Source organism: Flammeovirga sp. AWQ4_249 (assembly GCF_056161045.1).
In genome coordinates this window covers 66617-80838 of sequence record NZ_JBSWYJ010000024.1, presented here as the reverse complement: position 1 = coordinate 80838, position 14222 = coordinate 66617, and the positions used below count along the sequence as shown (strand labels likewise).

The window sequence follows — 14222 nt, the reverse complement described above, 5'->3', positions numbered from 1 at the left end:
AAAATATTTTTTCTACCAATGATATTTATTTGAAATGCTGACCTTTGTAATGTGATAATGATAAAAACAGAACACATTTAACAACTGTCTAGACAATATCATTAATATAAGGTTTTAAGTTTGAAAATAGGTTGGTACTTATATGTGCCGTTGAAAGGAGGGATGTCATTGACGTCCCTTTTTTGTTTTCTGAAAAACTTGAGATGCACTTTTTTACCATTAAAAAGGAAAAATATACCAATGGATTAAATGTAAAATTTAGACCTTTGTCTTATCGTAATTAAAGATATAATTAACCAATAAGCACATCACATAAAATTTAATTTGAATAAAAAAGTTAGGTAGAAATTTATTACATATGATTTGAAGTGGGCTTTCTTTGAAAGCCCTTTTCTTGATTAGACAAAAATCAAAATATATAAGTCATAAACTGAAAAAAAGATTCATAAAACGGTCGTAATTGAATAAACAAACTTTAATTACCATTCAACAATTATGAAAGTACAGAACTATGCGGAATTAATGGAGGCACTTGAATCTCCTATTATTCAAAATATAGTAATTACAGATACCATTTATGTTCCACAAAGCATTCATTTATCAGAAGGAGTTTCTATTGAAGGAATAAACAACGAACAATCGGGATTATTCTTTGGAGATGGTGATGGTATTGGATTGACAAGAAATAATACTTTAAAAAATCTGACCATTCAAGTTTCACCTGTAGATAGAGCTATTTATATAGCAAGTATTCTTGAAAATTTAGGAACCTTAGAGCTTTCAAATTTAAATATTACCGGCCAAGTTCAATTAATTACAAGGGAAACAACCCAAAAATTAGATCTATTCGTTCATAATATTGATATCATATCAGCGGATGTGAGGGTTAGAAAAGAAACTCAGAATTATTTCAACGTTGAAGTAGTACAAGGTGCTTTTACAGTTTATAACTTTTGTACTGATGATAATAGTGTTATTAACCTTGAAATTGATGGTATATCAATTGGTAGAAAAGGAGCTCCAGTTTTAGGTAGTGGTTTACAAGTGTCTGGATTTGGATACAATGGTGGACAAGTAAAAGTTTCTAAAATTAATACAGATGCAATCTATTCTAATGGTATGTTAGCTCTTGGAGTAAACGACATAATTTCTGGAGGATGCTTCATAATGGCTGGTGTTGAAGTAGATACGATCATTAACAGAAAGGAAATAGTTACATATGGTGTAAATGGAATGGTACTAGACAATTGGGGTACTGTAAATAAATGGATTGCTGAAGGTGAAATTATTTCTTATGGTCCTAGTGGTATCGGTTTTGTGAATTTCGGTACAGTGGAATTATTTCAAGCTAAAAACAAAATTGAAACTTTTGGATTAGGAGCTAGAGGTTTTAATCAATATGAAGGTACGATTTCAATGGCTATATTTAACGAAATAATTACACACGGTGATGGTGCCATTGGGATTCAAGTTTCTAAACCAGTAGGTGAGATAAGACTTGAAAAGAAACTTACTACCAAAGGTTCAACAGGAAGAACTTTAGTGAAAGGGAAGTTATTTGAGTTAGCAGCAGATGGTCTAAGCGTATTAGATGGAGGATCAATTCGTAAGTTATTTATTAAAGAAGGCCTTAAAACAGAAGGAGACAAAGTTACAACGCTAAAAGTGGCAGGAAAAATATATGAATATTTCAATGAAGGTGAAGTAGAAGCTTTAGGTAAAGAATCTACAGAAACTTTAATCGAAGGAGAAGGAGAAATTGGAAATGTAATTTAAATACCGTTTATCAACGAATATAATTGAAGCCACTTTATTTTTTAAAGTGGTTTTTTTGTGGAATTATTAAGTATATCCTTTTAAGTTTGTTGTTCACTAGAATATTGGATATATGTATTATTTATCTTCCACAGAAGTAAAAGAGATGTGTTATACAAGTACCTATCACATCAAAGATTTTTTATTAGATCAAAAAGAAATTTTTCCTTATCATTTAGCGTCAATTATTGAATTTTCAAAACAAGGAAAATTATCTCATGATGGATTTAATATTTATGTAAGAAAGAATAATACAAAATTACATTCAATTGTGCAGGAGGTTAACCTCTTATCCAATGAGGCATTAAATTTTCCTATAAAAGTGCCAAAATACCCTCATTTCAGAACAGCAGAACATCTCTATCAGTGTATTAAACTTGACCCTGAAAAGGGAGATGATGTTATTGATAAACAACTTTTAATTTTAGACCAAACTTCTGGTGAAGGTGCTAAAAGAATTGGTGATCGAAAAGAAGATATGCGTATGTTCTGGAGATCTCCATGGATTATGAAATCATGGGAAATGAGAGATCTTCCTTTTGATAATTATAAAGAAAAACATTGGGAAGCTTTGACTGAAATAGTTAATGCAAAGTGGTATTCATTGTTGATGAAATTAGCCAACAACAGAAAAGAATTTGGTAAAGTACTCTTGAAAAATGGAGCTGTTAAGCAATCTCCTATTGTAGAAATAGCGATTGATCAAAAAAATCCTGACCTTCTATGGGGCACAAAGATTGAACGAAATGGAATGTTAAGAGGTACCAACTTAGGAGGGAAGCTTTTAAGTAGATTAAGAGACCTTTACCGTTTGGAACTACTTCAAAAGAAAGGCACTTTTGCCATGTTGAATGTAAATCCTCCTTTTCCAATAAGTATTATCGGAGGAGAAATACCAAATCTTGACTATAATGAATAAAAAAGAAATAAACGAAAAAAACCGCAAAATTTGGGATAAGAATGCTAAAGTTTGGAATGAAACTATGGGAGAAAAAGGAAATCGATGGCATCTAGAACTCGTAGCTCCTTCAACTTTACAATTACTAGACCTTCAGACCAAAGATCATATTTTAGATATTGGCTGTGGAAATGGCATCTTTTCTAGAAGATTAAATGAAAGTGGTGTAAAAGTAACTGCCTTTGATTTTAGTGAGGAAAATATCAAATATGCAAAATCTTTTATAGATGAAATTTCTTACAAAAGGCTAGATATCACTAAAAAAGAAGATTTAAATCAAATCAATGCTAATTTCAATAAGGCAGTAGCTAATATGGTTTTTATGGATGTTCCTGAGATTGAAACATTGTTCTCATTTTTATCAGAAAAGATGAAAAGAGGAGATGTTTTTGTATTTTCTATTCAACATCCAGCTTTTAATTCTGAATTTGTAAAATTCAATGAAAGTAGTATTTCTATTTCTAACTATGCATTAAATTCAATGTCTATGGGAGTAGCTATTGAACATCAACCAGAAAAGCAATTTTATTTTCACAGGCCAATTTCATACTATTCAAAAATTAGTAAAGAAAATGGTTTTGTCATTGATCTTATTGATGAACCTTTGCTTGATGGAGATGAATTATTTAGTAAAATACCACCAATAATGATTTTTAAGCTCCTTAAAAATTAGTTATTACTAAGTTGGAATGATGAAATACTTAACGTTAGGATAAGGTTAAATATTAAAGAAGTTACATCAAGGTTTCCATTTATATCTGAGTATATACCAAATAAATGTGGTTTCATCTGAATTAAAGTCAAGCTAAATAAACCAAAAACAATCCATAGAATTAGAATGATGTAATAATCTTTTTCTCTAGAAGTTAAAGTGAAATAACTTAACAAAACAGTAGAAGAAAAGTATATAATGGATTGTATATATAGATGTTCATAGTTGAAAATTTCTAAATGAAATACATACCTACAAATTACTAACCCTGAGCTCAAAGTTCCAATGCCTAAAAACCATTGAGGAGCAAATTGACCAATTAGAACGCTAAGTTTTTTACCTTTATTAAAGTTTTTACTACGATCGTAAACCTTTTCTTTATTTGATAAAGAAGTTAAGTAAACACCCATTAAACTTAAAAAGAGAAGCAAAATTAAGATAATCTTCCCATAAGCTAAATTAGTATTGAAAATTGATACTTCAAAACTTGTATTGTTGTGACTAGGCAATGAATTGTGCAAATGAGAATAAAATTTAAAAGCATATATTTCAGTAAATAGCATTAATCCCAAGAAAAGGGAAATAGTATTATTACTAATAATACGTTTAACTTCTGTATTAAATGTAGTAGTCATCTTAAGTTTGAATCTTATAATTGTGATATTTTGAGTACGTAGTTTTTAACTCTTTGGTTAATAGAAGATTAGAATATCTTTAATTGTAATCACAATCTGATAGAAAAAAGGCTTATTATGCAAGAAATGTTGATTTTACTATAAAATAAGTATTTGATAGGAATAAATTATACAGTATAAATAAAAGTCAATCAATGGAAGTATAGAACTATATAAAGTGTCTTTTACCCAATTCTATACACTACAAAATAAAAAAATAGAATATTATGAAACTTGAACAAAAATTAGAACAATTACCTTTAATAAAAACAGATCAAAATCTATTACAACAATTATTTGGTAGGAATGATCTTACTCCAATGTGGGTAGCAGATATGGATTTTCAAGTAGCAACTTTTATTCAAGATGCTATAATTGAACGTGTAAAAGGTTCTGGTTTTGCATACGAGTTTCATTCTAAATCTTTTAAAGAAGCACAAAAGTTATGGTATAAAAATCAGTATGGTATATTGTTGGATGAAAATAAAATATTATATAGTCCGTCAATCCCTACAAGTATTGGTCTTATATTAGAAACTTTTACAGAAGAAGGGCAGGGTGTAATTTTACAAACACCAGTGTTTTTTGATTTTAAACATATCATCAAAAAGCATGATCGGAAGATTGTAAATAATCCATTAAAATATCAAGAAAGTAAATACACGATAGATTTTGATAATCTAGAAGAACTAGCTGCTAAGAATGAGAATAAAGTCTTAATTTTCACCAACCCTCATAATCCAGTTGGTAGAGTTTGGACAAAAGAAGAAGTAAATAAAGTAGTAGAAATTGCTGAGAAATATAATTTAATTCTGATCTCAGATGAAATACATAAAGACATAATATTATACGAAAATACTTTTAATTCTATTTTGACTGTTGACCTCAAAAAGGTGAATGCATTCGTACTAACATCTGAGGCGAAAACATTCAATATCAATAGTATTTCTGATGCTATGACAATTGTCAATTTAGAGGAGTCATACGAAAAACTATCTAAACAATTTGAAAAAATGAATTTTGGACGCCCTAATGCAATAACTGCAGTTGCGGTAGAAGCGGCCTATAATCATGGAAAAGAATGGTTGGATGATTTGAAAGTTCAACTTGAAAAAAATATAGATATCGTCAATGAAGGTCTTGTAGGTTCTAAAATCAAGCTAGTTCAACCTGAAGGCACTTTCCTAATATGGTTAGATTTTAATAATTTATTTGATAACCCTAAAACATTACTAAATACAGTGGTAGAAGAAACTAAGTTAGCCCTAAATTCTGGACACTGGTTTGGAAGAGAAGGAGCAGGATTTTTAAGAATGAATATAGCTACTTCTTCTGAAAAAGTAAGAAAGGCTATTAAAGCACTAAGAGAAATGGAATCAAAGCTTTAATCAAAATAAATAACATCCTTTGTCTAAAAAAAGGGTGTTATTTTTTTAGCTTTTTGAACTGAGTAGGAGTCATGCCAAATTCTTTTTTAAAATGTTTTGAGAAGTGGTTTACATCAGTATATCCATAATCATAAGCTAATTCAGTGAAAGTTTTATCAGAAAACTCAATTTCTTTTTTGATAGCATTTATTCGAGCGTCTTTATAAAATTGATAAATGGTATTGTCAAACATCATTTTAAAGATGTTTTCTAATTTCGTAATATTTATTCCATGTAAAGAAGATAGGTCTGCTATGTTAGGCTTTTTCTTTAAGTTTTCTAAAATATTATCTTTTACCTTAAATACAATTTCAACTTCATAATCAAGATTAATCTTAGGCTTTTCATTGTCATTAATTTGGTATAGAATATCCTTAAAATAAATAAATAATTCAACTGATTTTGCCGTTAGCCAATCTTTTAAAAATTCTTCATGAACATGTTGGTAATTAAAGACCGATCTTTTCCAATTGCGTAAATGTTCTTCCCCTTCATGATATAAAAATGATGTGAGTTTAGCGATATTTGTATTTATTTCTTTTGAGATCTGATCTTTAGAGAAATAAATACTTGCTTGTTGAACTTGATCCCCTTTATTAAAGTCTAAGTAGATTTTATCATTTTCTTTAAAAACGAAAAAACCATAAGGAATAGAAAACTGAATAGGGTTATGTTTATCATATTCGTAGATTAAATTCTTACCGAAAAATTGGGTATTAAAGTCATAGGTTTCATTAAAATGGAATTCTAATACGACATCAATTTTTAACTGAAAATCAATAATTGTAAATTGTATGCCATTATTTTCAATGACATATACATCTCCTTTGGCTTTATCGTTATCAATAATAAGATGAATGTCATTTATTATTTCACCACCTAATACTTTTTGAAATTGAAGTAGATGACTATCAAATTTTTCGGAATTAAATTTTAAGTGCATAAGAAAATAGTTTATATTAATATACAAAAAATGGAATACATTTAAATGTATTCCATTTTTTATTACAGCATTTTCTAGTTACATCTTTATCACTTCCGTAGTAGATAATACTTTATAAGGTGTTAGGTTTATTGCTTCTTGAATTTTTTGATCCGTTACTTTATTACCATCATACCACACAGTTATTTCTTCTTTGTTGGTGTTGGGCCTGATCATCAATACACCATCAACCTCATCTAAGGAATATTTGACTATACCAATGCAACAACTAGATTTAAAGCCTTTTAAATGATATGTTATTTTCGTTTTATCTTCAATTGTATTTGTAACCTGATCATTTGCTTTAGAATCAGTTTGACAAGATGATATTATTGTAGAAAATAATACGAATAAAATAAATGTGATTTTTTTCATGATGTTATGCATTAATAATATATGGAAGTAAAAGAGTAAAAAGTGTTACTAATGTAACAGCCCATAAAAAGGCCTTAGATTGTAAAAATGAAACGACTTTCTTTTCTTCAGTTTTCAATTCTTCATACCCTTCTGGAAGAGAACAACATTCTTTAGATTGTTTAGGGAAATAAGCGAGGTAGAGATTGTAACTTGTTAAAGCTAAACTTAATCCAATTAAATAAGGCTTTATAGTGATTAGCCAAGTTAGTGTTGATGCAGATACGCCTAATAAACCAACTATGGAAAGAAGTGGTCCAACGCAACATGTAGAAGCTAATAATGCACTAAATATTGCTGTAAATGAATTTACAATAGTTTTCATCCGATAAACTTTTATTAAATACTACTATTGAAGTATAAGAATTGAATAAAAGGACACAGAAAAAAAACTCTTATTTTAAAAAAAATAATCTCACATCATGTAATTGATTGATAATGTGTTGGAAATAAAAAAGCTCAGTAAATGAAAAAACATTTACTGAGCTTTTTAAAGGAAAGAATAAAATACTTTTATTGAGGGTTTTTTAGGTTGAAAACAAATTCTCCACCTTCATGCCCTACATTTTTCAATGGTTTCCCTTGAGGTTCTTGCATTGTATTACTCATCACAGATTGTCTAACATAAAGTGATAAACTTGAAATTGTCAATTTCTCATTTGGATTATTAACTAAATATTTTGTTAGATATAAGTTAAATGGACTGTGTTCACCTGCATTTCCATCTGATACTTCTGTTAAACCACCTGAAGATAAGCCCCAACGAGATTTAAATGATTCAACTCTATCTGCATACATCATACCTCTAGACGTACTTGCAAACATTGACCCTGAGAAACATGCATCAGAAATTAGTAAAGTATGCTTTGTTTTTAATGCTTTGATATACTTCAAGATTGTTCCGTTAGGTAAGTATTGAGACATGTCATCTTGTGTCATTGCAGCATTTACAGGTACCCAATATCCTTCTTCTGTAAATTCATCATAATAGCCATGACCAGAATAATAGATAAGGACTTTATCTTCTTCACCAACTTTAGTAGCTAAATCTCTAACAAGTTTATTGATTTCTGCTTTATTTACTTGTTCATTATATAATTCAATGACATTTTCTTGTTCATAATTATAATATTCAAGTAATACATCTCTGAAATTCTTCGCATCATTGACGGCATTTGCAAGAGGAGTCCATTCTTTATAATCATTACAAGCAATTAGCACTAAGTAGTTTTTTCCTTGTTGAACTGTTTTGGCAACCATTGTACTTGCACCTGCATCATCGCTATCAGATTGATCAAGACTCAACATAAACTCTTGCATGTCAGATCTATTTCTTAATGAATCCTGAACCATTACTCTGAATTTATTCTGAGGAGCTTTAATGGCTTTGAAACCTCTAGATACCGCATTTGGTTTAGCATAACTAACTTCAATTTCAACATCGATACCTTCACCAGGTTCAATATTTTGTAGTTGTACCGCTCTATCAAAATTAAGCCCAGGAACAGACATGGAAGCGAGCAACTTAACAGTTGGAGAATATGAAGTGCCATCTCCAAAATTATCTACTCTTAATTTAATTTTTCCAGATCCTCCTTTAGATAATGTAGTTACACCACCATCATAAACAAATTGAAGGTCAGACATAATTAACTCTGCTGGAAGAAATTCTTTCGGCTCTTCTTTTTTTACAACCTCTTGAGGAGCCTCTTCTTTTTTATTTTCTTGTTTTTCAACTTTAATTTCGGGGGCAACTGCTATTGGAGTTGTTACTGGAACAGTTGAAGTTGTAGGAGTAGAGGTACTTGGTAAGTTAACTTCTCTAGCTGAAACGTTTGTATTTTGACCTTCACCAAAAGAAACAATACTATTGTCTTTTGTTTTAGCCAAAGCCATTGTTTCATTCATATTTTGTAAGTGATCAATTAAAACCAAAGTTGTTTGAAGAAACTCAAAAGCATCAGTTGCATGTTTATCGCCAGATGCTGCTTTATCAATAAAAGGTTTAGCCTTTTTTAATAAATCTATGGCAGCTTGATTAAGTTCAGTACTTTGAGTTTCAAATTCAGTTAGTGTCAACTCATTTAAATGATTGATATCTCCAACAGCTTGATTATAATAAATAGTACCAATATTATAATTAGCATCTAAATGTTCAGGATTATGCACTAAAGCTTGTTCATACATTTTTAAGGCTTCATCAATGTTATTGTTTTGTTGATGAATAACCCCCAAAGTGTAAGGAAAGTCAGGATTATCCGTAATCGGAATTAATTCTTCAAGAAGTTTCATTGCATCCTCAATCCTGTTTTGCTCAAAATACATAGATAGGAGAGGCCCACCATATATTTCAGCATTATTAGGATACAATCGGATTGCTTCTTTTAATTTATCTTCAGTAATACTTCCTTCACCACTTAATGAGGCTTGGAACATAATTTCACTGAATTCATTGAAACTAGGAGAAGTGTATTTGAACACGGAAGTAAACTCTTCTTTTAATTGTTCAAAAGATTCGTTATTGTTAGCATAAGCTGCGGCTAATGCTCCTTCTAAGTAGGCTACAGAATCTGTAGGTAAAGTCTCTTTTGCCTTAATATAATCATTAAGAGCATTCTGAAATTCATCAATTTCATACCACTCTCTAGCACTTGCCATATGTTTTTCCCAAACTTGTTCAACTGTTTGAGCATTTGCATAAAATGTGCATAATAAAAGGCAAAAGAACAGATTAAATTTAGTGTAAGTCATTATATATTATTGAATATTCTTTTCAACAACTTTTAGATTATTAATTTTTAATGTAACTAACATTACGTCACTTTCATTAAAGTCTTGATTCAATTCAAAAGAATCTTTAACACCAATTAAGTTCAATGTATTGTCATAATCAGTGAGGGCAAAAATGGATTGGTAAGCTTGATTTGCAGTTAATACAGTTCCATTTACAGGAGTGCCATATGCGTCCAGTTTTAAGATACCAGTATTAAATTCACCAAATGTTCCTTGAGATGCTTGTAATACTTTAGTCTCGTCAATATTAGATAATTTATTAATATTAGCGACAACTAAGAACTGATCTGGTAGAGGAATAATCTCAGTGACAATACCTTGCATTAATAGGTTAGTATTCCAAAGAATTTCACCATCTACTTTAATGTTTTGGATATTTAAAGTGTCATAACTTTGAATGTTATTTTTTGAAGCTCCTTTAAAGGCCACCAAATAACTCTTTTGCTCCTGTAAGTATTGAAAAACTCTAGGATACCTATTACTAACTAATGGCATTTCTCTCAAAATTTCACCAGTATTTTGTTTTACAATAATTACCTTATTATTAAGTGAAACAGTATTTTCACCAACTTTTACCCCTTGAACAGTAACCATAATATGCAGATTGCCGCCTTTCTGGTTGATTGAAGGGATGTCAATTGATGGCAAACCTTGGTATTCTTTTGGATCAAAAGCATATCTAGTTACATAACTAAACTCTTGAGCTGTATCTAAATTTGCTACAAATACATCAATCGTTTTTTCATCTTTGATAGTACCAATAATGTATTTATTATCTTCTTTACCTGGTCTTACATGTAAAGTGTTTATTCTTCTTACAATAAATTCATTATTCTCATGAATTGGCTCTAAACTGATAGAGTCTTCTTCATATGTAATAAATTTTGCAGAATCTGCAGAAGTTGCGGAGAAGTAATTTACAATGATATTTTTTAATAGTGCTTCTGCATTATCTTGTTGTTCATTGAGAAATCGTTTCTCAGTAGAAATATAAGCAGGTAAGTTATTATTGTACTTTAATTGAAAATATTTAGCGTGTTTTTTGTAACCAATACTATTTTTATCTGTTGGAATATTATCAATACGCTCCATTGCTTTAATACTTTCAGTCCAAACATCAGCTTGAGAACGGATATATTTTAAATCACCTTTTAGACCTGAATTAATTACTTTTGAATATGCAATCTGATTTAAAAGGTTGATTTTTTGTTCTTTATATTCGTATATATTTACCGGATATGCATTAGGATCATATTTTTTGATTTTACCCACTGTATAAAGATCAAGATAAAACCTTTCTTCACTTGGTGTTGAAGTTAATTCTTTTTCCCTTACAAGAGTTTCTAATTTATCATCATAACTATTGACCATTGTACGCATAGAGATGATTTCATCTTGATAGAACTTTAAAACATTATCATACCATCCAGCATAATCCCATAAGCGAATATCATCCGTCAAGAAACTTGTTCTTGTTAATCCATGAATTCTATAATTTTCAATAGGAAGTACAGAGTAATTTGTTGTATAACCTTCCATTGGATGTACTTCTAATGCTTTTTTATAGCGATCAAAGTAAAATAAACTTTTGAAATAATGTTCCTTCATCGGAGCCATTTTATCAAAAAGAGTATCGTAATCAGCCATAATATAAAGTTCCTTGATAGTAGGATATGTTCCACAAACATCTCTAAAAATTTCATTGGCAATCAAGTATTCATTAATACTTGCTTTGAAATTCATGTAGATACTGTCTACTTCCATTTTTTGACGAGCTAGTACTTTTTTTCTTCGTTTAAGCTCACCAGTAATTTCATTAAGTGTTACCTTTTCTAGGTTAAGTGTGTCATTACCTGGATAATTTAAGAATTCCATGTAATACTTCTTACCTTTTTTCTTGACTTCTTTTTCATCAAGTTTCGCTTCAAATATTTCAATATACCGTAATGCTGAATCACAAGTTGAATGAATTGCTTGGTATTCTCTCAATACATCAAAATCATTTATTCTTTGGAAATAATAATCACTGATTTGATAAACTGGGTTAACTTCTAAAGGTTGGTACTTCATGATCTTTTTTAGATCTTGAAAAGTAGCATCTTCAATTCTTGCATCAAATGTTGGTTTAAATAATGGGAAGAACTTTTTATAATCTAGATCTTCATATTTTTTTCGCTCCATTATTGTTGCTTCATCTTCTTCCACTTTTTCTTGGGCTTGAAGATTACTTGAATAACTTCCAATCGTTATAAATAAGATTAACGTGGAAAGAAACTTTATATATTTTTTTGTATTTGTCATGATTAGATACGCTTCTTAGTTGTTTACAGATAGTACCATTAGTTCTACACGTCTATTCTTGGCCTTATTCTCTTCCGTGTCATTTTCAACAGCTGGTTGAGTTTCACCATATCCTTTCGGTACTAGTCTAGATTTTGGAATACCAAACTGAACTACATACATAGAAACACTTTTTGCTCTACTTTCAGATAACTTCATATTGTATTTATCGCTACCTACATCATCAGTATGCGCAGCTAATTCGACAATAATATTAGGGTTATCCTTCATCAATTTGACCAAACGTTTTAATTCTCTGTAACTACTTTCGATAATTTCAGATGAATTCGATTCAAAAAGAATATCTTTTAGAGGAAGCTTTGTGTTAGGTTTTAATTCTGTCAAAGCAACATCAAAGTTTTTCTTAGATCCTGCCTTAAGTTTAGAAGAGAAGAATGAATAACCTCTTGGACTTCTTACTTCTACCTGATAGTTGGCACCATCACGAACTTCAACTTTATACTTACCATCTTCACCTCTTTCAGCAGCTACAGCAATTCTTTCATCCGTATCTGTGTTATGTAAAATAATCATGGCCTCAATACCTTCAGCAGTAACAGCATCTTCAATATTAAATTCCATTTCTACTTTAACAGGTGCTAGTTCAACAGATTTTTCAAATGTTTGATATAATAGGAACTCACTTAAATCAAACTGAAATGATTGATTATTAAAGTTTTCTTTAGCTATATGAACTTCATATTTATCACCTAAAGGTAACTCCAATAAATAGGTCATTTCATTTTTTGTAATATTGATATTTTCAAGGAATTCATTTGTTGTAAGACTTTTGACTTTGATATCAGCTTCAACCTTATGCATGATATCTGCATCAAATACCTCTAAATTTAAATTTGCTGTATTGAATAAACCGATATCTTTGATTTCTCGTTTATAATGATCTAATGTTGTTAAATCTTCGGAGAATATTTTAGTAGAAAATCCTTCAGCATTTACTTGAATTTCATAATCAATGCCTTCTGTTAATACTAAAGCAAATTTACCGTCTTCAGCCACAGGCATTTCAAAAAGTTTCTCAGTAGTTGACCTGTCTCTTACAGTAAAAGTGGCTAAAACTGGTGATTTGTCATCTTTATTAAAAATTTTACCTTGAATTGTTTTGTTCTTATACTGCTTAAATTCTTCTGTAATTTCTACAGTGAAAATATCTTCTTGTCCTTTTTCTCCAGGAAATTTTTTTAAAACTTTAGGATCAACTTCACCTCGGTTTAAGAAATAAAGGTCTTCACCTGAAGCTGAAATAGAAGCATATAAATCTGCAGTAGGAGTGTTTACAAAATGCATATTGATAGGTTCTGACCATTCGCCATTGAAACCTAATTTACTCATCCATAAGTCATAATCTCCTTTACCTCCAGCTCTAATTGATGAGAAAATTAATGTTCTACCATCTGATAAAATTCGTGGTGCTTTTTCACAACCAATATTAATAGGAGCAGGTAGAGCTTCTGGCTCACCCCAAGTACCATCAGGTTGTTTATTAGAAACCATAATTTCAAAACAACTTAAACCAGATTCATTTGGAATGGTATCCATTCTCATAAAATACATTTGTAGACCATCTGCAGTTACAGAAGGAAAACTTTCATGTGCATCACTATTGATAGGAGCACCAATATTAATTGGAGCACTCCACTTATCACCAATTCTTGTGGAATAGTAAATATCTTCTGCACCAATACCCTCATCAAAGTGAGCAAAATAATATAATGTATTACCATCATAAGAAATGGATGGACCTCCGATCAAATCCTGATCTGTACCGTGATGATTTACACTGTCTACTCCAGCAGGGTCAGACCATGTTTTTCCTTCATCTTCAGTAACAGTTTCATAGATACCCCATTGACGATTTTCACCTCTATTGGCTTGGAAAATTAATACATTACCTTCTGCATTTAATGAAGGAGCATATTCTCTATATAATGGAGAACTTACATTATCAGGTAACTTCACCTGTGTTCTTTTCTTTTGTGCATAAATATTATCGCACACTAATAATGCTAAAAGAAAAGTTGATGTCCATAATACAAGATTACGGAAACTAAATGTTCTATAGTTTGGTATAGAATCAGTCATATTTGAT

General features: G+C 30.2%; 11 protein-coding genes. 4 read left to right on the top strand and 7 right to left on the bottom strand.

Annotation, left to right across the window (positions count from 1 at the left end):
* The first annotated feature begins 495 nt into the window (after positions 1–495).
* The 3 genes from ACXAHM_RS17295 to ACXAHM_RS17285 all read left to right on the top strand — a co-directional run bounded on the left by ACXAHM_RS17295 (position 496) and on the right by ACXAHM_RS17285 (position 3446).
* Positions 496–1776: a hypothetical protein gene (locus ACXAHM_RS17295; protein WP_474962291.1), complete on the top strand. Its 1281-nt coding sequence runs from the start codon at positions 496–498 to the stop codon at positions 1774–1776.
* A gap of 112 nt (positions 1777–1888) precedes the next feature.
* A complete protein-coding gene (locus tag ACXAHM_RS17290) occupies positions 1889–2734 on the top strand; it encodes an NADAR family protein (protein ID WP_474962288.1) in 846 nt (281 codons plus the stop codon).
* Positions 2727–3446, top strand: coding sequence for a class I SAM-dependent DNA methyltransferase (locus ACXAHM_RS17285; protein ID WP_474962285.1), 720 nt, complete (start codon positions 2727–2729; stop codon positions 3444–3446). The genes ACXAHM_RS17290 and ACXAHM_RS17285 overlap by 8 nt, the downstream gene beginning before the upstream one ends.
* Here the strand turns inward: ACXAHM_RS17285 and ACXAHM_RS17280 are convergent.
* On the bottom strand, positions 3443–4120 hold the full coding sequence (locus ACXAHM_RS17280) for a hypothetical protein (protein WP_474962283.1): 678 nt from the start codon (positions 4118–4120) through the stop codon (positions 3443–3445). The two genes, ACXAHM_RS17285 and ACXAHM_RS17280, sit on opposite strands and share 4 nt — an antisense overlap.
* Positions 4121–4386: 266 nt before the next feature.
* Here ACXAHM_RS17280 and ACXAHM_RS17275 point away from each other — a divergent pair, with 266 nt between their 5' ends.
* Positions 4387–5547: a MalY/PatB family protein gene (locus ACXAHM_RS17275; protein WP_474962281.1), complete on the top strand. Its 1161-nt coding sequence runs from the start codon at positions 4387–4389 to the stop codon at positions 5545–5547.
* Between the two features lie 37 nt (positions 5548–5584).
* On the opposite strand, the gene ACXAHM_RS17270 is transcribed toward ACXAHM_RS17275, so the two are convergent.
* The 6 genes from ACXAHM_RS17270 to ACXAHM_RS17245 all read right to left on the bottom strand — a co-directional run bounded on the left by ACXAHM_RS17270 (position 5585) and on the right by ACXAHM_RS17245 (position 14215).
* On the bottom strand, positions 5585–6529 hold the full coding sequence (locus ACXAHM_RS17270; protein WP_474962278.1) for a helix-turn-helix domain-containing protein: 945 nt from the start codon (positions 6527–6529) through the stop codon (positions 5585–5587).
* A gap of 78 nt (positions 6530–6607) precedes the next feature.
* Positions 6608–6943 (bottom strand): heavy-metal-associated domain-containing protein, encoded by a 336-nt coding sequence (locus tag ACXAHM_RS17265; protein ID WP_474962276.1) that lies wholly within the window; start codon positions 6941–6943, stop codon positions 6608–6610.
* 4 nt (positions 6944–6947) lie between these two features.
* A complete protein-coding gene (locus ACXAHM_RS17260; protein ID WP_474962274.1) occupies positions 6948–7307 on the bottom strand; it encodes a hypothetical protein in 360 nt (119 codons plus the stop codon).
* Positions 7308–7495: 188 nt separating this feature from the next.
* Positions 7496–9733: a caspase family protein gene (locus tag ACXAHM_RS17255; protein ID WP_474962272.1), complete on the bottom strand. Its 2238-nt coding sequence runs from the start codon at positions 9731–9733 to the stop codon at positions 7496–7498.
* Between the two features lie 6 nt (positions 9734–9739).
* Positions 9740–12076: a hypothetical protein gene (locus tag ACXAHM_RS17250; protein ID WP_474962270.1), complete on the bottom strand. Its 2337-nt coding sequence runs from the start codon at positions 12074–12076 to the stop codon at positions 9740–9742.
* A gap of 15 nt (positions 12077–12091) precedes the next feature.
* Positions 12092–14215, bottom strand: a complete 2124-nt coding sequence (locus ACXAHM_RS17245; protein ID WP_474962267.1) for an OmpA family protein — start codon at positions 14213–14215, stop codon at positions 12092–12094.
* Positions 14216–14222 lie beyond the last annotated feature (7 nt).